This window comes from Williamsia sterculiae (assembly GCF_900156495.1).
Lineage (GTDB): Bacteria > Actinomycetota > Actinomycetes > Mycobacteriales > Mycobacteriaceae > Williamsia_B > Williamsia_B sterculiae.
On sequence record NZ_FTNT01000002.1, the window covers coordinates 352,947 to 372,718 of the forward strand.

The following is a 19,772-nucleotide window of genomic DNA, read 5'->3' on the forward strand; positions in this document are numbered from 1 at the left end:
ATGACCGGACCAGTACAGACCAGACCAGCGCAGACCAGATCGGGCCATGTGGCGATCCTGTTGTACGGCAGTCGCGGCGACATCCAACCCGGACTGTGTCTCGCCCTGGAACTGCAGGACCGTGGCGACCGGGTGAGCGTCGCCGTTCCACCCAACCTGGTGTCGATGGCGCTGGCGGTGGGGGTCGACGATGTCCGGCCGCTGGGTATGGATTCGGACTCGGCGTGGACCTCGGAGCATGCGCTGTCGCAACAGCGCAGCCGGAACCCGTTGCGTCGCATGCGTCTCGCGATCGCCAACGTGCGTGCGGGGTTCCGGGCCATGGACGACGCCCTGATCGAGGCCTTCGTCGTGGACGGCGCACCGCTGGCCGGCGCGGACGTGGTGGTGGTCGCCCCGCTGTGTCAGGACCGCGGGTTGGCGCTGGCGCAGGTCCTGGACATCCCACTGGTGACACTGCGGTTCGGTCCGATGTCGGAGAACGGGGTGGTGGGGTCGATCCCCGGTGTCGGACAGACCTGGAGTGCGGCCTGGCGCCGACGATCGTGGCGTCTCGCGGACCGGGTGACGTGGTGGGCCACCGGCTGGAACGAGAACCGGTTCCGTCGGCGGGTGGGTCTGACCTCGGCTCGTGGCCCGCTGCCGGCACGGCTGCGCCGGTTGGGGATTGCCCAGATCCAGGCCTACGACCCGGCGCTGTTCCCGGGTCTGGCCGACGAGTGGGGGGATGACCGCCCACTGGTCGGATTCCTCGACCTGCCGGCACACGCGCGCGCCCGCATCGATGGGGGCGATGCCGACCCGGCGGACGCGAGCCTGTGGCGGTGGCTGGACGCCGGTCCGCCGCCGTTGTTCGTCACCTTCGGCAGCATGCCGCTGCCCGACCGCGACACCGTGATGGCCACGATCGAGGGAGCCGCGGACCGGGTGGGCCTGCGCTGCCTGTTCGTGATGAGTGGGGAGCGGGAGCCGTGGGACGACCGTTCCGCGCAGCGGAGCCACGTCGTCAGCGCGGTCAATCATGCCGCGGTCCTACCCCGGTGCGCCGCCGCCGTCCACCACGGCGGCGCCGGCACCACGGCGGCGGTGCTGCGGGCGGGACTGCCCGCGGTGGTGTGCGCGGTGACCGCCGATCAGCCCGTCTGGGGCGACCGTCTGCGTGCCCTGGGGGTCGGCGACTGGTGTCGCACCTCGGCGCTGACCACCGACGGGGTGACCACGGCCCTCACCACCGCGGTGGCGTCCCGTGCCGCCGCCGGGTCGTTGTCGGCGCGGATGGTGGATGCCGAGAGCGCGGTGGCCGCCGCGGCGGATCGGGTGCAACGGTGCTTCGCGTCGGCCGCACACCTCTGACCGGGGCTTTTCCTCCTCCGTCGACCTCGGCCGGCGTTTTGACCGGTGGCCGGGCACTCGCGTAGCCTGATCGGTTGGTGCGCGGCCCCGTCGAGTTCTCGACTCGGTGGGACAGCGGGTCCCGGGTCCAGGTCGGTCGCCGGAGCAGCCCGGCCGCGTCATCGGACCGACACCCACCGACTCCACGGAGTCACCCGAGAAGACTGTGAGGACATCTGTGCCCACCTACACCCCGAAGGCCGGTGACATCACGCGTACGTGGCATGTCATCGATGCCAACGACGTGGTGCTCGGCCGTCTCGCCGTGCAGGCCGCCAACCTGCTGCGCGGCAAGCACAAGCCGACCTACGCACCGCACCTGGACGGCGGCGACTTCGTCGTCATCATCAACGCCGAGAAGGTCACGCTGACCAGCAACAAGGCCGAGCGCAAGCTCAACTACCGGCACTCCGGTCACCCGGGTGGACTGTCGTCGCGGACCACCGCCGAACTGCTGGAGACGCACCCCGAGCGCGTCGTGGAGAAGGCCATCGTCGGCATGCTCCCCAAGACCAAGCTCGGTCGGGCCATGAGCAGCAAGCTCAAGGTCTACGCAGGCCCGAACCATCCGCACGCGGCCCAGCGCCCCGTCCCCTTCGAGATCAAGCAGGTGGCCCAGTGACCTCTCCGAACGACGAGAACGTGACCGAGGACGTCGTCGAAGCCGTCGAGGTGGCTCCCGACGACTACGTGGTGGAGGACGTGGACGTCGACATCGACGTCACCGACGAGGCCCCGGCGGCCCCGATCGCCATCGACCGTCCGGTGCAGACCGTGGGTCGCCGCAAGGAGGCCATCGTCCGCGTCCGGCTGACCCCGGGCAGTGGCGGGTTCGAGCTGAACGGCCGCACCCTCGAGGCGTACTTCCCCAACAAGGTGCACCAGCAGCTGATCAAGGCGCCGCTGGTCACCGTCGAGCGCACCGAGTCCTTCGACATCCACGCCAAGCTCGTCGGTGGCGGCCCGTCGGGTCAGGCAGGCGCCCTGCGTCTGGCCATCGCCCGCGCCCTCATCGAGGTCACCCCGGAGGACCGTCCCGCACTGAAGAAGGCAGGCTTCCTCACCCGTGACCCGCGCGCCGTGGAGCGCAAGAAGTACGGCCTGAAGAAGGCCCGTAAGGCGTCGCAGTACAGCAAGCGCTGACCTGCTGCGATCCTCACCACGAGCAGGCACCCGAGCGTTGGGTGCCTGCTCGTGTGCGTCACGCGGCTCGACTCACACAGCAAGGGCAGGAATTCTCGATGGGACGGTTGTTCGGTACCGACGGAGTACGTGGACGGGCGAATGCGGATCTGACACCCGCGCTGGCGATGTCGTTGGCCGCCGCCGCGGCGCGCGTGTTGGCCCCGGCCGGATCGGTACCGCGACCGCAGGTCGTCGTCGGCCGTGACCCGCGTGCCTCGGGCGAGATGTTGGAGGCCGCGGTCTGCGCGGGGCTGACGTCCGCGGGTGTGGACGCCGTCCGCGTCGGGGTGGTGCCCACCCCGGCCGTGGCCCACCTCACCGCCGAACGTGACGCGGCCTTCGGTGTGATGATCTCGGCCTCGCACAATCCGATGCCCGACAACGGGATCAAGCTGTTCGCCAAGGGCGGCCACAAACTCGCCGATGACCTCGAGGACGAGATCGAGGCCGCGATGGCCCACGACACCGCCGACCGGCCCACCGGTGCCGACGTGGGTCGCACCCTCGACGCACCCGACGCCGTCGACGCGTATCTCGCTCACCTCGGCACCGTGGTGGGCCGGGGCAGTCTGGACGGCCTGACCGTGGTGGTGGACTGCGCCAACGGTGCCGCCTCGGTGGTTGCACCGCGTGCCTACGCGGCCGCGGGTGCCACCGTGATCGCCATCCACGACACGCCGGACGGGTTGAACATCAACGCCGACTGCGGTTCCACCCACCTCGACCGTGTCCAGGCCGCGGTGCGTGAGCACGGCGCCGACCTCGGTCTCGCCCATGACGGGGACGCCGACCGCTGTCTGGCGGTGGACGCCGCGGGTGACGTCGTCGACGGTGACGGGATCATGGCGATCCTGGCCACCGGGATGCGCGAACAGGGTGTGCTCACCGACGAGGTGCTGGTCACCACGGTGATGAGCAACCTGGGACTGCACAAGGCGATGCGTGCGGCGGGAATCGCCCTGCGCACCACCGGGGTCGGGGACCGTTACGTGCTCGACGAACTGCGCACCGGCGGCTACGCCCTCGGTGGTGAACAGTCCGGTCACATCGTGATGCCCGCGGCCAGCACCACCGGCGACGGAGTGCTCACCGGACTGTCGCTGATGGCAAGGATGGCCGCGACCGGTCGGAGCCTGGCCGAACTCGCCGGCGTGATGACCACCCTCCCGCAGGTGTTGATCAACGTCTCGGTGACCGACCGGGAACGGGTCGCCGGCGATCACAGTGTCACGGCCGCCGTCCGGGAGGCCGAACAGGTCCTGGGTGAGGACGGGCGGATCCTGCTGCGGCCGTCGGGTACCGAGCAACTGGTGCGCGTGATGGTCGAGGCCACCACCGAGGACGACGCCCGTCGGGTGGCCGAGCAGGTCGCCGGGGTGGTCTCGGCGGCCTGCCGATGACGGCCGCGCCTCCCCGCGCGGTCCTGTTCGACTTCTCCGGCACGCTGTTCCGGTTCACCGAACAGCCCGAGTGGTTCGCCGAGTTGCACGACGTGCACGGAAACCCGATCGACCTCCACCTGCAGGCCGAACTGATCCGTCGGATGACCGCACCCACCGGCGTGCCGGTCGACCTCGGCCCCGAGGACCGGCACGCCTGGGAGAACCGCGACCTCGACCCCGACCTGCACCGACGCGCCTACCTCGCGGTGTTGCGGGCGTCCGGGTTGAGCGTGCCCGGCCACGCCGAGTCGCTCTACGGCCGGGTCATCGATCCGCACTCGTGGACGCCGTACCCCGACACCATCGCCGCGTTGCGGACGGTCCGGGATGCGGGGGTACCGGTGGGCATCGTGAGCAACATCGCCTTCGACCTGCGTCCGGTGTTCGCCCTCGCCGGCGTCGATGACCTCGTCGACACCCTCGTGTTGTCCTACGAGGTCGGTCTGGTCAAACCCGACCCGGGTATCTTCACGCTCGCATTCGATCGTCTCGGCGTACCCGCCCAGCGGGGCCTGATGGTCGGTGACAGCGCGATCGCCGACGGCGCCGCGGCCGGCGTCGGTGCCGCATTCGCCGAGGTGGAGCCGGCGCCGGTCGCCGACCGACCCGACGCGTTGTTGACCGCGCTGGCCGACCACGGATTCGCTGCCTCGGGTTAGTCTGGGGGTCCGCGACCGGTCGGCTGTGAATGAGGCCAAGGCAGGGATCGGGGATCGGTTCGCGGAACCGGAGTGGGCGTACACCCGTCTCATCTCCGGACGAGACACCCCACTGGGCTCCGTATCCGGGCCCGCGAGCGCGAGTGAGACCCATGACTGACCGGACCGAGTTCGACCCCGAGCTGATGGACCGTGTCGGGAGGCGGATGACCGGGGCGCGAGAACCGTTGCGCAACGCCGCGACGATCGTGACCGGCACCGGCTTCGGGCCCCACGCGCTGGGCGAGGACCTCGGCGAGCACGGCACCCGGTATCGACAGGGTATGGCCGCCGTGGCCGCCGCGCTGCACCGGCTGGCCGACGAGACCGAGGAGCTGGGCGGTCGGGTGGTCGCGGCCCGGGCGGCGACCCTGGATGCCGACGAGGAGGCCGCCCACGCCTTCCGCTCCCACGGGACCGACCGATGAACCCGACGGAGCTCGCGGCCCTGCGGGTGGTCGCCGAGGCGGGTGTGCAGTTCCTCGTCGACGTGACACCGGCGGCGCGACAGGCGGGTATCGCCGGATTCGACGACGCGCACCGCTTTCGCGCCCAGTTCGACGCCACCGAGAGCATCGACATCGCCGGATTGCACGCCGACTCCGAGGTGGTGGCCGACGCCGAACGGGTACTCCGGGATCTCGACCCGGACGACGACCAGATCTCGCAGGGGTGGAGTGGTCGCGCGGGAGACGCCATGGGTGCCGCGGTGTCCGGACACCTGCGGCAGGTCGCCGCGGTGCTGACCGCCCTGCGCGACAGCGGGGCCGCGCTGGGCGTGATCGGTGACTCGTTGACCGCAGTGTTGGCCGCGAAGTACCGCGCGGTCGGTGCGGTGGCCGGCGCACTGCCGACCGCGGAGTCGCTGAGCACGGCGTACGGTGCGCTGGACCTCACGTCGCGGGTGACGTTGTTCGACCAGGCCACCGCGACCGCGCACGCGGCCGTGGACCAGATGTTCGGTGCGCTCACCACATCGTTGTCGGCCGTGGACTCCGACAGTGCCACCGCCTTCGGTGCAGGGTCGGACCCCGGAGATCCGTCGTCACATCCGTCGGGGACCCAGGCCCCGATGCCCGAGTCCCCGATGCCCGAGTCGCAGTCGCCGCACGTGTCCGCACCCGAATCCCCCGAACCCGAACCCCCTGTGGCGCAACCGCAGCCACCGACGGCCGAGTTCCCGGCCGACCCTGAGTCGACGGCACCGCAACCCGCACCGGTGGTGCCGGACGCGGCTGCGGACTCACCTGCTCAGCCGGACGGCACACATGCCGACGGGTCTCATCGCGAAGTGGATGTGCCGTTACGCCTCGGTGCCACATCGGGCACCGGAGACGGGGTGCGCCTCGCGTTGCTGGGCGACGAATGAGACCTGCCGATCAGATCGAGGCGGCCGCGGCGGCGGCGGTCCGCGGGATCACCGACGCGGAACGGGCCTTTCACGCGGAGCAGCGACGCATCGCCGCACTCGCGCAGGGTCCCGGCGACACGTTCGGCGCGCCCATCTTCGAACGGTTGCAACGCGAGGCCGACATCGCCGCCGTCACCCCGCAGGTGCTTCTGCCGGTGGACGAGATGGGTGCCAGTCCGCATTCGCGAACCGCGGATCCGGAACGCTGATCAGCGCGACAACAACCGGGTGAGGGGATCGGTCTCGTCGGCGACCGTGGTGGGGTCCAGTGGGACGATCTTGCCCAGAGCGGTGTCCGGGTCGGAGAAGTCCGCGTACTTCTTGTCGCCGGTCAGCTGATGCAGCAGGAACCCGGTCAGGACCGCGCGCGTCATTCGCTGCGTCGTGCGGTCGTTCGCACCGTCACCGAGGAATCCGCGGACGCTGAACCCCTCGGCGAACCCGCGGGCGGTGGACTTCTCGACCACTCGCAACGACACGGGGTTCTCCTCGGCGCCCTTGGCCAGCGCATCCGGCGACAGGTCGTGATGCAACGCGTTGCGCAGCGGCAGCGCGTTGGAGGTGATGCTGTCCAGGTCGTCGGGCGCGGTGAGGATCATCGCCGGGACCCGTGCATTGTGTGCCGCGGGCAACACGGCGTCACTGGTGGGTGCCGGGTACAGCAGGCCGGCGGCTCGCACGGTCACCGGGGAGCTGTCGGCGGCGGCGAGCACCGCGGCCGACGCCCCGAACCCGTGACCGACCAACCCGAGCCGTCGGCTGTGGACGGTGATGTCGCCGACACCGAGACGGACCTCGCTGATGATCTGCAGCGTGGTGACCAGGTCCGACGCCAACGCGCGTTCGGAGCCCAGCGGACCCCGCTCGGTGTCGGGTGCGGCGGCGACGATCCCCCAGGAGGCGAGGTGGCTGAGGGTCTTGCGATACTGCCGCGACCCCGTCATCCAGCCGTGCCCGAGGGCTATACCGGGCAGATCGGTTCCGCTCCGGGGCGTGTACACCGCCCCGGGGACACCCGCGATCGCGAGATCGCCGCGCAGCACCTTGTGCGGGCCGCGACGGGTCAGTTCCGAGATGAGCTTCTTCACACTGGCCACTCGGGTGACTCTACCGGTCCGAACGGCCGCTGAGGTGGCACCATTCGATGGTGCTGCACGAGCTGATCCCGAGACCCGCCATCCGATGGCTACTTGCGGACATCACCCCGGAGCCGTCCGGCCATCAGGGACCGCACCGCGCGCCCACCGCCGAGGAACACACCCACCCGTGGTGGAAGGTGATGTGCCTGACCGGTGTCGACTACTTCTCCACCCTCGGCTATCAACCCGGGATCGCCGCGCTGGCCGCGGGCACCATCGCCCCGATCGCGACGGTGGTGTTGATCCTGCTGACTCTCTTCGGGGCGCTGCCCGTGTACCGACTGATCGCCAGGGAGTCGCCGCGGGGCGAGGGGTCGATCGCCCTGCTCGAGCATCTGCTCCCGCGGTGGGGTGGAAAGCTGTTCGTGCTGGTCCTGCTCGGATTCGCCGCCACCGACTTCCTGATCACGATGACGCTGTCGGCCGCCGACGCCACCGCGCACTTCGTCGAGAACCCCCTCATCCCGCACGGTTTCGGCCACTACCCGGTGCTCATCACCGTCGTGTTCCTCGCCCTGCTCGCGGCCATCTTCCTGCGCGGGTTCACCGAGGCCATCACCGTCGCGGTGGGGCTGGTCGGGCTGTATCTGACCCTCAACCTCGTCGTCGTGGTGGACGGCATCATCCGGATCGCCACCTCGCCGCATCTGGTGATCGACTGGACACATGCGATGACCGCCGAACACGGCAACGTGTTCCTGATGATCGGCGTGGCGCTGCTGGTGTTCCCCAAACTGGCGCTCGGCTTGTCCGGCTTCGAGACCGGCGTGGCGGTGATGCCGCAGATCAAGGGTTCGCCGGACGACGACCCGATGACCCCGCAGACCCGGATCGCCGGTGCCCGCAAACTGCTCACCACGGCAGCGATGGTGATGAGCGCCTTCCTGATCTCGAGCAGCCTGGTCTGCACCATCCTGATACCCGAGAAGGAGTTCAAGAGCGGCGGTGGTGCCAACGGCCGGGCGCTGGCGTATCTCGCCCACGAGAACCTCGGCTCGGTGTTCGGCACCGTCTACGACCTCAGCACCATCACGATCCTCTGGTTCGCCGGCGCGTCGGCGATGGCCGGTCTGCTCAATCTGGTGCCTCGGTATCTACCGCGCTATGGCATGGCCCCCGAGTGGACCCGTGCCACCCGGCCGTTGGTGTTGGTGTTCGCGGTCATCGCGTTCGTGGTCACCGCGTGGTTCAGCGCCAGCGTCGACCAACAGAGCTCCGCCTACGCGACCGGTGTGCTGGTGTTGATCACCTCGGCGTCGTGGGCGGCGGTGCTCTCGGCAAGACGCCGCGGCCGATACCGGCTGATGTGGGGATTCGCGATCGCCGTGCTGGTGTTCGCCTACACCACGGTGGCCAACATCATCGAACGTCCCGACGGTGTGAAGGTGGCCGGATTCTTCATCGTCGTGATCGTGCTGGTCTCGCTGGCGTCCCGAGTGGATCGTGCCTTCGAATTACGCGCCACGGGCGTCACCTTCGACGAGACCGCCCAACAGATCATCGACGAGGCAGCGGCCGCCGGGTCCATCCAGATCGTCACCCACGACTGTGACGAGCGGTCGTTGCACGAATACCACGAGAAGGAACTCCAGCAACGGGCCGAGAGTCACATCCCCGACACCGAACAGATCATCTTCTTCGAGGTCAACGTCACCGACTCCTCGGAGTTCAAGACCGATCTGGTGGTCCGGGGCCGCATCCGCGACGACGAGTTCCGGATCCTGTGGGTGAACGCGGCCGCCATCCCCAACACGATCGCCGCGGTGCTGCTGTACATCCGGGACACCACCGGGCTGATACCCAACGTCTACTTCGAGTGGAGCGAGGGCAACCCGGTGAAGAATCTGCTGCGGTTCCTGTTCATCGGCGTCGGGGAGGTGGCTCCGGTCACCCGCGAGGTGTTGCGCAGGGCCGAACCCGACGTCGGGCGCAGGCCGTTCGTGCACGTGGGGTGACCGCGGGCCGTCCCCACCCGCCGGGGACACACCCGTCGTGACCCGCCACCTGCGGATTGCGGGGGAGTGCCTGGTCGGGCGGTACTCTGTGACCCTATGTGTGGAATCGTCGGCTACGTCGGGCACGGTGACGCCCTGGAGATCGTCGTCGAGGCGCTCCGCCGGATGGAATACCGCGGATACGACTCCGCCGGGGTCGCCATCCTCGACGGCGCCGGTGGTATGGCGGTGGAGAAGAAGGCCGGTCGGCTGGAGAACCTGGACAAGGAACTCGCGACCGTGGGTCGCGAGCATTTCGCAGGCAGCACCGGGATGGGGCACACCCGGTGGGCGACCCACGGGCGCCCGACCGACCGCAATGCGCATCCGCAGGTCAGCACGGACGGCAAGATCGCCGTGGTGCACAACGGCATCATCGAGAACTTCGCCGGGCTGCGCGACGAGGTCGAGGCCGCGGGCATCGAGTTCTCCTCCGACACCGACACCGAGACCGCGGTGCACCTGCTGTATCTGGAGTACACGTCAGGCGAACACGCAGGCGACTTCGAGGCCAGCGCCTACGCGGTGCTGCAGCGGCTGGAGGGGGCGTTCACCCTGGTGTTCGTCCATGCCGACCATCCCGACAAGATCATCGCCGCCCGTCGGTCGACCCCGCTGGTCGTCGGTGTCGGGACCGACGCGATGTTCGTGGCCAGCGACGTGGCCGCCTTCATCGAGCACACCCGCGACGCGGTGGAACTCGGACAGGATCAGGTGGTGGTGATCACCGCCGACACCTACCGGATCACCGACTTCGACGGTAACGAGGAGCAGGGCACCCCGTTCCACATCAACTGGGACCTCGCCGCCGCCGAGAAGGGCGGTCACGACTTCTTCATGCTCAAGGAGATCGCCGAACAACCGCAGGCGTTGGCCGACACCCTGCTCGGGCATTTCGAGAACGGCCGGGTGGTCCTCGACGAGCAGCGCATCTCCGACCAGGACCTGCGCGACGTGGACAAGGTGTTCGTGGTCGCCTGCGGCACGGCGTATCACGCCGGACTGATCGCCAAGTACGCCATCGAGCACTGGACCCGACTGCCCGTCGAGGTGGAGTTGGCCAGCGAATTCCGCTACCGCGACCCGGTGCTGGACCGCTCGACGCTGGTGGTGGCCATCTCGCAGTCGGGCGAGACGGCCGACACCCTGGAGGCCGTGCGGCACGCCAAGGAACAGAAGGCGCGGGTGCTGGCGATCTGCAACACCAATGGTGCGCAGATCCCGCGGGAGTCCGACGCGGTACTCTACACCCACGCGGGCCCGGAGATCGGTGTGGCGTCGACCAAGTGTTTCCTCGCCCAGATCGTCGCGACCTACCTGGTCGGACTCGCGCTGGCCCAGGCCCGCGGCACCAAGTACTCCGACGAGGTGGCCCGCGAGTATCTCGCGCTGGAGCAGATGACCGACGCCGTCGCCCAGGTACTGGAGACCGTGGAACCGGTGCGTGCGCTGGCCAGGGATCTCTCGTCCACCGACACGGTGCTGTTCCTGGGTCGGCATGTCGGTTACCCGGTGGCCCTGGAGGGTGCGCTCAAACTCAAGGAACTCGCCTACATCCACGCCGAGGGCTTCGCCGCGGGTGAGCTCAAACACGGTCCGATCGCGCTCATCGAGGACGGGGTCCCGGTGATCGTGGTGATGCCGTCCCCGGTGGGACGCGCGGTGCTGCACTCCAAGATGGTCAGCAACATCCGCGAGATCCAGGCGCGTGGGGCCACCACCATCGTCATCGCCGAGGACGGGGACATCGCGGCCGCCGCCCTGGCCGATCACCTGATCGTCATCCCGCGGGTGCCGACGCTGCTGCAGCCGTTGGTGTCGACGGTGCCGCTGCAGGCCTTCGCCGCGGCGGTCGCCCAGGCCCGCGGTTACGACGTCGACAAACCGCGCAACCTGGCCAAGTCCGTCACCGTCGAATAGGGCACCCACCCATCAAGCGCTACTTCGCCGCCGAGCAGATCCGGGTCGCCGAGGAGGCGACCGGTCGGTTGCTGGCGGACGGGGTGCTCATGCGCCGCGCCGCCTCCGGGTTGGCCGGTGCGGTCGCCGCGGAACTCCGCAGCCGACACGGCGCGGTCTACGGACGTGCGGTGACCCTGGTGATCGGTTCCGGCGACAACGGCGGGGATGCCCTGTTCGCCGGGGCGGTGCTGCGCAGGCGCGGGGTCGCGGTGTCCGCGGTGCTCACCGCCCCCGACCGTGCGCACGCGGCCGGACTGGCCGCGTTCCGCTCGGCGGGTGGCCGCGTCGTCGATGGGGTGCCGGACACCGCAGAACTGGTGGTCGACGGTGTGGTCGGACTGCGGGGCACGGGTCCGTTGCGGGAGGCCGCGGCCGCGGTGTTCGCGCAGGTCCGAGTGCCCGTTGTCGCGGTCGACGTGCCCTCGGGGGTGGACGCGGACACCGGTGTGGTGCACGACCCGTCGGTGCGTGCCGAGATCACCGTCACCTTCGGCGCGCGCCGGATCGCGCATGCGCTGGCGCCCGCGGCCTGTGGGCGGGTGGAGGTCGTGGACATCGGGATCGATGCCGACGGAGCGCGCGTGGAGATGCTGTCGGATCGCGACGTCGCCGAGGGGTGGCCGTTGCCGGGTCCCGCCAGCACCAAGTACACCCAGGGTGTGGTGGGGGTGATCGCCGGGTCGGACCGCTACCCCGGCGCGGGCATCCTGTGTTCGGCGGGCGCGGTGGCCGCCACCTCGGGCATGGTGCGCTACGTGGGGTCGGCGGCGGCGACCGTGGTCGACCACTTCCCGGAGGTGGTCGTCGCCCCCGACCTCGACGGCGCCGGTCGGGTGCAGGCCTGGGTGGTCGGGCCGGGCGCCGGTACCGACGACGCCGCGCTGGAACTGTTGCGCCGGGTGTTGGCCACCGATGTGCCGGTGCTGGTGGACGCGGACGGTCTGACCGTGCTCGCCCACCATCCCGAGCTGGTGGTCGAGCGGCACCATCCGACTCTGCTGACCCCGCACGACGGCGAGTTCGAGCGTCTCGCCGGTCGATCGCCCGGCCACGACCGGTTGTCCGCGGTGCGCGGTCTGGCCTCCGCATTGGGGGCGACGGTGCTGCTCAAGGGAAAGGTCACCCTGGTCGCCGATCCCGGGGGCGAGGTGCTGGTGAACGATGCGGGGAACTCGTGGGCGGCCACCGCGGGTGCGGGCGACGTGCTGTCCGGGATCGCCGGGGCTCTGCTCGCGGCCGGGTTGTCGCCGCGCGTCGCGGGCGCTGCCGCGGCCCGGGTGCATGCGCTGGCGGCCGACCTGGCCGCCGATGGCGCACCGATCGGTGCCTCGGAACTCGCCCGCGCCGTCCGACCTGCAGTCCGGAGTCTGCGTGCGGTCCGCTGACGATTCGCGTCTGCCGGGACCCGGTCCGCAGAACCCTGGTCTGAGATACTGAATCGCGATGACCACACCCCTGCTCACCGCGACCATCGATCTCGCGGCCGTCGCCCACAACGTGGGTGTGTTGCGCGAGTCGTCGGGCACCGACGTGATGGCCGTGGTCAAGGCTGACGGCTACGGCCACGGAGCCGAGGCGGTCGGACGGGCCGCGCTCGCCGCGGGGGCCACCGCGCTCGGAACCGCGCAGCTGACGGAGGCCCTCGATCTGCGGGCCGCGGGTGTCGACGCGCCGCTGACCGCCTGGCTGCTCACCCAGACCTCCGATTTCGCCGCGGGTATCGCCGCCGACGTCGATCTGGCCGTGTCGTCGCCGCGGGCCCTCGCCGCGGTGGTCGACGCCGCACGCCGCACCGGCCGGCAGGCGACCGTGACGCTCAAGGTGGATACCGGCCTGGGTCGCAATGGCATCGCCGCCGACGAATGGCAGGCCACCGCCATCGCCACGGCCAAGGCGATCGCCGACCAGTCCGTCCGGCTGCGGGCGGTGATGTGTCATCTGGCCCGCGGTGACGAACCCGACCACCCGCTGAACTCCGAACAGGCCGAGCGCCTCGATCGGTGTGTCGCCGACCTGCGTCGGTTGTCGGTCGCTCCCGAGGTGGTGCACATCGCCAACTCGCCCGCGGCGTTGACCCGACGCGACCTCGCCCGCGACCTGGTGCGCCCCGGGATCGCGGTGTACGGCCGCACACCGGTCCCGGACATCTCCGATTTCGGGCTGATCCCGGCCATGACGCTGACCGCCCAGGTGGTGTTGGTGAAACGGATCTCGGCCGGGGACGGGGTGTCCTACGGACACACGTGGGTCGCCGACCGGGACACCACGATCGCGATACTGCCTGCCGGGTACGCCGACGGGGTCCCGCGGCTGCTGTCCAATCAACTGGAGGTCTCGGTCAACGGTCGTCGGTTCCGCAACGTCGGGCGGATCTGTATGGACCAGTTCGTGATCGACCTGGGACCGGACGGTGGGGGTGTGCGCGAGGGTGACACCGCCGTGCTGTTCGGCACGGGTGCCGGCGGTGAACCGACCGCACTGGACTGGGCCCGGATGGTCGGCACCATCGACTACGAGATCGTGTCCGGCATCCGCGGACGGCGGGTGCGGCGGTACGTCGGCGCTGGTGCGGACCACAGCGGGGTCGCCGATCAGCGCGGGAGCGATGCCGACCTCCGAGCCGGGGGCACGACGGGATGACCGAGCGGGCGCAGCGACTCGAGATTCTGGCCGGGGTGGCCGGTTTCGCGGCGCTCGGCGCCGTCGCGGTGGGCGGAGCCGCCCGCAACCTGACGCGCCAACGGGTGGGGCGGCTCGATCCCAACTCCATCGAGAACTTCGGTGCGATCTACGACGACCGCGCGAGCATCGTCGTGGCCGACGATGGTGTCCCGCTGGCCGTCCGCGAGGTCGGTCCGCCCACCGCGCCGTTGACCGTGGTCTTCGTGCACGGGTTCGCGCTCCGGATGTCGTCGTGGCACTTCCAGCGTCAGGCCCTGGCGGAGGTCTGGGGTGACTCGGTCCGACTGGTGTTCTTCGACCACCGCGGACACGGCGAGTCCGGGGATGCTCCCGCCGACACCTGCGACTTCCCGCAGCTCGCTGCCGACATCGACGCGGTGCTGCGGGCGGTGGTCCCCGACGGTCCGGTGGTGCTGGTGGGACATTCGATGGGTGGGATGGCGCTGATGGCACTGGCTCGGCGTTCTCCGGAGCTGTTCGCCCATCGCGTGATCGCCGTCGGGTTGATCGCCACCGCGGCCAGAGGGATCGCGGAGACGGGTCTGGGGAAGGGGTTGCAGAACCCGGTGGTCGACGCGTTCCGGGTGTCGGTGCGATGGGTGCCCTGGGTGGTCGAGGCCGGCCGCGGGGTCAGCCGCCAACTGGTCGCGCCGGTGCTCAGCGCGGCCAGCTTCGGGTCCGAGTTCCGCAGTCCTTCCCTCGGCCAATTCGTGGAGTCCATGATCCAGCACACCCCCATCGAGACGGTGGTCAACTTCCTGCGGGCGCTGGAGGACCACGACGAGTCTGCGGCGTTGCCGGTGCTGGCGACGGTGCCGACGATGGTGGCCTGCGGTTTCCAGGATCGGGTGACCCCGTTGGCGAATACGGTGGAGATGCACGCCGCCCTGGGTGACTGCGACCTGGTCGGGGTGCCCGACTCCGGACATCTGGTGCTCTTGGAGCACCCCGACGAGATCAATCTCGCCATCATGCGCCTGGTCGCGGGTGCGAGCCGATCGGGCCGGGGCCGGTGATCGGATCACCCCGGTCGGGGTCTCCGCGATCCGGATCGTCCCCACACGGTCTGTCATCCTCCGGAAACCGCCGACTACCGACGGTGGCCGACACCGAGGCGTTCGGTGCCGACCTGGCCGGGAGCCTGACCGTGGGCGACCTGGTCATCCTGGACGGTCCGTTGGGGGCGGGTAAGACCGCGGTGGCGCGTGGTATCGGCGCCGGTCTCGGCGTGACCGGGCGCATCACATCGCCGACGTTCATCATCGCGCGCAGGCACCCGGCCGGCCACGACGACGGATTCGCGATGGTGCATGTGGACGCCTATCGGCTCCGCGGCGGCGACCCGGACGGCGGTGCGGGGTTCGTGGGTTCGGTTCTCGACGACCTCGACGCCCTCGACCTCGACGCCGATCTGACCACCGCGGTGGTGGTGGTGGAGTGGGGCGGCGGCCTCGCCGAGCGACTGACCGAACAGCACGTGCTGGTGCGGATGCGGCGGGAGCCCGACAGCGACGTGCGCACAGTGGAATGGAGCAGGCAGCCGGGCTGACCGGCCGGGCGGGTAGCCTGGACGATCGTGCTCGTACTGGTCCTGGACACCTCCACCCCCGCGGTGACCGCCGGGGTGGTCGAGCTGACCGAGGCGGTCACCGGCGACGCGGCGGTGGCGGTCCGAGCCGAGCGGGTGATCCCCGACGCCCGTGCGCACGCCGAGATCCTCACCACGCTCGTCCTGGACTGCCTCACCGCCTCGGGGGCGTCGCGTGGCGACCTCGACGCGGTGGTGGTGGGGTGCGGCCCCGGACCGTTCACCGGACTGCGGGTGGGGATGGCCACCGCCGCCGCCTTCGCCGACGCCCTCGATCTGCCGCTGTACGGCGTCTGCTCCCTCGATGCCATCGCCGTGGGCACCGACGCCGGGGTCCTGGTGGTCACCGACGCCCGACGCCGTGAGGTGTACTGGGCACGCTATGTCGACGGCGCCCGCGTCGAGGGGCCACGGGTGCTCGCCCCCGCCGCACTGGCCGACCACCTCGCCGACATCCCGATCTCGACGGTCCTCGGTTCGTCAGCGCACACCGCCCTCTTCGACCTGCCCGCTGGCGGGCCCGAGACCCCGCCGGTCGCCGGACTGGCCGCGGTGGCCGGACCCGCATTGCTCGCCGGGACCGCACCCACGCCGCCCGTGCCGCTGTATCTGCGACGTCCCGACGCGGTGCCGTTGGCGGAACGTCGATGACCGCGATCCTCACCGCTCTGCACCCCACCGATGCCCCTCGGTGCGCCGAGATCGAGACCGCGGTGTTCGGCGGGGACTCGCCCTGGCCCGCCGCCGCGTTCCGCGCCGAGATCGCCGAACCGCACAACCGGTACGTCGCCTTGCGTTCGGACGATCGGCTCATCGGCTACGCGGGCATCTCGGTTCTCGGCCCGGTGGGGGAGCGCGAGTGCGAGATCCACACCATCGCGGTCGACGCCGACCACCGTGGGCGCGGCCACGGCCACACCCTGCTGCGCGCGCTGCTCGACGTGGCGGACGCCGAGCACGCCGACGTGTTCCTCGAGGTGCGCACCGACAACGACGCCGCCATCGCCCTCTACGACCACCACGGCTTCACACGGATGGGACTGCGCCGCAACTACTATCAGCCCAGCGGTGCGGATGCCTACACCATGCGCCGGCCAGCCGGGGGGGACGGGGGACGGACATGATCGTGATGGGTGTCGAGAGCTCCTGCGACGAGACCGGTGTGGGCATCGTGCGGTGGAACGACGACGGGACCACCACACTGCTCGCCGACGAGGTCGCCTCCAGCGTGGACGAGCACGCACGTTACGGCGGGGTGGTGCCCGAGGTGGCGTCTCGTGCCCATCTGGAGGCGATCGTGCCCACGATGCGGCGCGCACGCGCCGCGGCAGGCATCGACCGCCCGGACGCGGTGGCCGTCACCATCGGACCCGGACTGGCCGGGGCGCTGCTGGTGGGGGTGGCCGCGGCCAAGGCGTATGCCGCGGCCTGGGACCTGCCGTTCTATGCGGTCAACCATCTCGGGGGGCACGTCGCGGTGGACACGCTCGAACACGGCCCGATGCCGCCGTGTGTGGCTCTGCTGGTCTCGGGTGGACACACCCACCTGCTGTCCGTCCCGGACCTGGGCGCACCGATCGTGGAGTTGGGCACCACCGTCGACGACGCGGCAGGCGAGGCGTTCGACAAGGTCGCCCGGTTGCTGGGGCTGGGCTTTCCCGGTGGACCCGCCCTCGATGTCGCGGCTGCGCAGGGCGACCCGACGGCGATCGCGTTCCCGCGAGGGATGACCGGGCCGCGCGACGCCCGCCACGACTTCTCGTTCAGTGGCCTGAAGACCGCGGTCGCGCGGCATGTGGAACGGTGCGAACGCGAGGGCGTCCCGGTGAACGTCGCCGACGTCGCGGCGTCGTTTCAGGAGGCGGTCGCCGATGTGCTCACGATGAAGGCCGTGCGGGCCTGCGGAGACACCGGCGTGGACACCCTGGTCCTCGGTGGGGGTGCGACGGCGAACTCCCGGATCCGCGCGCTCGCCGAGGAACGCTGCGCCGCCGCGGACATCACCCTCCGGGTGCCGAGGCCGCGGCTGTGCACCGACAACGGGGTGATGATCGCGACGCTGGCGGCTCATCTCATCGCCGCCGGGGCACCCCCGTCGGAGCTGACCGTGGCCACCGACCCGGGTATGTCGGTGCAGGTCAGTTCGTACTGACCGGTTCACCCGCGGTGCGCGCGGGTCCGCGGTCGGCGAGGGCGGCGGTGCCGCACAGTCCGCCACCTGCGGCGACCTCGGTCCGCAGGATCTGCCGTTGCGTCGGACGGGCCTCGACGTACTTGGCCGCGCCGTCCGGGGTGAGCGCCGCGAACACCGAGCGGCGGTCGTTGTCACACATGGTGCGCTGGGCCAGACCGTCCTTCTCCAGGCCCGCGACCAGCCTGGACAACGCGCTCTGGCTCAGATGCACCTGACCCGACAGCTCACTCATCCGCAGCTTGCACTGGTCCACACCCGACAGCCGCTCCAACACCTCGAACTCGCTGGCGCTGATCTGGTGTTTGTGCTGCAACACCCGGTCGATCTCGCACTGCAACCGGTGGTAGCGAACGGTGAGGGTGTGCCAGGCGCCGGCGAGATCGTCGTCACCGGTGCCGTCGGGGCACTGCAGCTCACCACGTTGTGACTCGTCGGACATGACCGGATCATAGCACATGCGCGCGCATCAATTGCAGCGGAATTATATGTAGACACATTGGATGCAACTGCATATAGTTCCCGCCATGACCGTAGAACTCGGTAGAGACACCGATACGTCAACACCTGCCCACCAATCCATCGACACACGGGGCGACCACGAGGTCGTCACCACCTCGTCGGGCTGGACCGGCCGCATCTGGTTGCTGCTGGTCGTGCTCGCGGGGGCCCTCTTCCTCGACGGCCTCGACGTCTCGATGGTCGGGGTCGCGCTGCCGTCCATGGGTGGCGACCTGCACATGGATCAGTCACAACTCCAATGGATCGTCAGCGGTTATGTCCTCGGTTACGGCGGACTGCTGCTGCTCGGCGGTCGGGCCAGTGACCTCTTCGGTCGGCGTCGCGTCTTCCTCGCCGCGCTGGCGGTGTTCGGCGTGGCGTCGGTCGCCACGGCGGTCGTCGACGTGAACCTCGCGATCATCGCGTTGCGGTTCGTCAAGGGTGTGGCCGCCGCGTTCACCGTCCCGGCGGGGTTGTCCATCATCACCACCACGTTCGCCGAGGGGCCTGCGCGCAACCGCGCGCTGAGCATCTACACCGTCTGCGGGGCCAGTGGCTTCTCGTTGGGTCTGGTGTTCGGGGGCTTGCTGACCGAACTCTCCTGGCGCGCGACGCTGCTCTTCCCCGGCCCGGTGGCGTTGTTGCTGCTGGTCGTCGGCTGGAAGGTGATCCCGCGGGTCGCGACCGGCCGGGTCTCGTTGGCGCATTTCGATGCCGCGGGTGCGGTGACCTCGACCGGAGCGCTGTTGGTCCTCGTCTATGCCGTGGTCTCTGCACCGAACGCGGGCTGGACCTCGGCGACGACGCTGATCCTGTTCGCCGCGGCCATCGCGCTCGCCATCGCCTTCGTGGTCGTCGAGACCCGGCATCGGCACCCGCTGATCCGCCTGGGCATCCTGCGATCGGTGTCGGTGATCCACGCCAACGTCTCGGCCTTCGTGATGTTCGGCGCCTACGTCTCCTTCCAGTTCGTGGTGACGCTGTACCTGCAGGACTCGCTGGGGTGGTCACCGATCGCGATGGCGCTGGGATTCCTGCCCGCGGGCCTGCTGGTGGTGGCGAGCGCGGTGAAGATGGACCGCGTACTCGACCGCGTGCCCACGGCCCTGCTCATCGCGGCGGGCCTGATCGCCTTCCTCGGCGGGTATCTGTGGTTCCTGCGGGCGCAGCCGGGTATGCCCTACGTGGAGTTCCTGCTGCCGACCATCCTGTTGCTCGGCCTCGGGTTCGCGCTGTGCTTCCCGGCGGTCAACGCCCAGGCCACGTCGGGAGTCCGCGACGACGAGCAGGGGCTGGCGTCGGGTCTGGTCAACACCAGCATCCAGATCGGCGGCGCCATCATGATGGCCGTGGTCACCGCGATCCTGAGCAGCACGCACGGCTCGGTCCGGCCGGGGCAGATGATGCCCGGCGGCAGCACCGCGGTGCTGGTCATCTCGGTCCTCACCGCCGTGGGTGTCGCTGGGACCGGTGCCCTGGTGCTGCGGCGTCGTCGGCGGGCGGCCTGACTCGCACACGTACCTCTTGAGTGCTGGCACTCGCATGTATAGAGTGCTAGGCGGCACCGCAGGTCCCGGCACCCGCGAC

The 19,772-nt window shown here is 70.1% G+C and carries 20 protein-coding genes; 18 read left to right on the forward strand and 2 right to left on the reverse strand.

Going from position 1 to position 19,772, the window contains the following annotated elements:
* The 8 genes from BW971_RS04445 (at window position 1) to BW971_RS04480 (ending at window position 6,337) form a co-directional block, all read left to right on the forward strand.
* Window positions 1-1,353 (forward strand): glycosyltransferase, encoded by a 1,353-nt coding sequence (locus BW971_RS04445; RefSeq protein ID WP_076476923.1) that lies wholly within the window; start codon window positions 1-3, stop codon window positions 1,351-1,353.
* 217 nt (window positions 1,354-1,570) lie between these two features.
* The gene (rplM, locus tag BW971_RS04450) at window positions 1,571-2,014 is read left to right on the forward strand and encodes a 50S ribosomal protein L13 (protein WP_076476925.1); all 444 of its coding nucleotides are present in this window, start codon (window positions 1,571-1,573) and stop codon (window positions 2,012-2,014) included.
* Window positions 2,011-2,535, forward strand: a complete 525-nt coding sequence (gene rpsI, locus BW971_RS04455) for a 30S ribosomal protein S9 (protein ID WP_076476926.1) — start codon at window positions 2,011-2,013, stop codon at window positions 2,533-2,535. The genes rplM and rpsI overlap by 4 nt, the downstream gene beginning before the upstream one ends.
* Window positions 2,536-2,633: 98 nt before the next feature.
* Window positions 2,634-3,977: a phosphoglucosamine mutase gene (glmM, locus tag BW971_RS04460; protein ID WP_076476928.1), complete on the forward strand. Its 1,344-nt coding sequence runs from the start codon at window positions 2,634-2,636 to the stop codon at window positions 3,975-3,977.
* A complete protein-coding gene (locus BW971_RS04465) occupies window positions 3,974-4,678 on the forward strand; it encodes an HAD family hydrolase (RefSeq protein WP_076476929.1) in 705 nt (234 codons plus the stop codon). The genes glmM and BW971_RS04465 overlap by 4 nt, the downstream gene beginning before the upstream one ends.
* 152 nt (window positions 4,679-4,830) lie before the next feature.
* Entirely contained in the window at window positions 4,831-5,145 is a 315-nt protein-coding gene (locus BW971_RS04470; protein ID WP_076476931.1) for a hypothetical protein, read from the forward strand.
* Entirely contained in the window at window positions 5,142-6,086 is a 945-nt protein-coding gene (locus BW971_RS04475; protein WP_076476932.1) for a hypothetical protein, read from the forward strand. Before BW971_RS04470 ends, BW971_RS04475 begins: the two co-directional genes overlap by 4 nt.
* The gene (locus BW971_RS04480) at window positions 6,083-6,337 is read left to right on the forward strand and encodes a hypothetical protein (protein ID WP_076476934.1); all 255 of its coding nucleotides are present in this window, start codon (window positions 6,083-6,085) and stop codon (window positions 6,335-6,337) included. Before BW971_RS04475 ends, BW971_RS04480 begins: the two co-directional genes overlap by 4 nt.
* Here BW971_RS04480 and BW971_RS04485 read toward each other — a convergent pair whose 3' ends face one another.
* Entirely contained in the window at window positions 6,338-7,225 is an 888-nt protein-coding gene (locus tag BW971_RS04485) for a dienelactone hydrolase family protein (RefSeq protein ID WP_076476935.1), read from the reverse strand.
* A 47-nt stretch (window positions 7,226-7,272) separates the two neighbouring features.
* On the opposite strand from BW971_RS04485, the gene BW971_RS04490 reads away from it, so the two are divergent.
* From BW971_RS04490 to tsaD, 9 genes are all read left to right on the forward strand, one after another.
* Window positions 7,273-9,222, forward strand: a complete 1,950-nt coding sequence (locus tag BW971_RS04490) for an APC family permease (protein WP_076476937.1) — start codon at window positions 7,273-7,275, stop codon at window positions 9,220-9,222.
* A gap of 96 nt (window positions 9,223-9,318) precedes the next feature.
* Window positions 9,319-11,181 carry a glutamine--fructose-6-phosphate transaminase (isomerizing) gene (glmS, locus tag BW971_RS04495; RefSeq protein ID WP_076476938.1) on the forward strand — a complete coding sequence of 621 codons (1,863 nt, stop codon included), beginning with the start codon at window positions 9,319-9,321 and terminating at the stop codon, window positions 11,179-11,181.
* Window positions 11,182-11,270: 89 nt separating this feature from the next.
* Entirely contained in the window at window positions 11,271-12,608 is a 1,338-nt protein-coding gene (locus tag BW971_RS04500; RefSeq protein WP_083709308.1) for an NAD(P)H-hydrate dehydratase, read from the forward strand.
* A gap of 58 nt (window positions 12,609-12,666) precedes the next feature.
* Entirely contained in the window at window positions 12,667-13,863 is a 1,197-nt protein-coding gene (gene alr / locus BW971_RS04505) for an alanine racemase (protein ID WP_076476942.1), read from the forward strand.
* Window positions 13,860-14,921 (forward strand): alpha/beta fold hydrolase, encoded by a 1,062-nt coding sequence (locus BW971_RS04510; RefSeq protein WP_076476943.1) that lies wholly within the window; start codon window positions 13,860-13,862, stop codon window positions 14,919-14,921. The genes alr and BW971_RS04510 overlap by 4 nt, the downstream gene beginning before the upstream one ends.
* Window positions 14,922-15,004: 83 nt before the next feature.
* Window positions 15,005-15,454: a tRNA (adenosine(37)-N6)-threonylcarbamoyltransferase complex ATPase subunit type 1 TsaE gene (tsaE, locus tag BW971_RS04515; RefSeq protein WP_407701192.1), complete on the forward strand. Its 450-nt coding sequence runs from the start codon at window positions 15,005-15,007 to the stop codon at window positions 15,452-15,454.
* Window positions 15,455-15,481: 27 nt separating this feature from the next.
* Window positions 15,482-16,144, forward strand: coding sequence for a tRNA (adenosine(37)-N6)-threonylcarbamoyltransferase complex dimerization subunit type 1 TsaB (tsaB, locus tag BW971_RS04520; protein WP_076476945.1), 663 nt, complete (start codon window positions 15,482-15,484; stop codon window positions 16,142-16,144).
* Complete coding sequence (gene rimI / locus BW971_RS04525; protein WP_076476946.1) at window positions 16,141-16,617, forward strand: ribosomal protein S18-alanine N-acetyltransferase; 477 nt, start codon at window positions 16,141-16,143, stop codon at window positions 16,615-16,617. Before tsaB ends, rimI begins: the two co-directional genes overlap by 4 nt.
* On the forward strand, window positions 16,614-17,645 hold the full coding sequence (tsaD, locus tag BW971_RS04530) for a tRNA (adenosine(37)-N6)-threonylcarbamoyltransferase complex transferase subunit TsaD (RefSeq protein WP_076476948.1): 1,032 nt from the start codon (window positions 16,614-16,616) through the stop codon (window positions 17,643-17,645). The genes rimI and tsaD overlap by 4 nt, the downstream gene beginning before the upstream one ends.
* Here tsaD and BW971_RS04535 read toward each other — a convergent pair.
* Window positions 17,632-18,126, reverse strand: coding sequence for a MarR family winged helix-turn-helix transcriptional regulator (locus BW971_RS04535; RefSeq protein ID WP_076477414.1), 495 nt, complete (start codon window positions 18,124-18,126; stop codon window positions 17,632-17,634). The two genes, tsaD and BW971_RS04535, sit on opposite strands and share 14 nt — an antisense overlap.
* Window positions 18,127-18,211: 85 nt before the next feature.
* Here BW971_RS04535 and BW971_RS04540 point away from each other — a divergent pair, with 85 nt between their 5' ends.
* Entirely contained in the window at window positions 18,212-19,693 is a 1,482-nt protein-coding gene (locus BW971_RS04540; protein WP_200799352.1) for an MFS transporter, read from the forward strand.
* The last annotated feature ends 79 nt before the right edge of the window (window positions 19,694-19,772 follow it).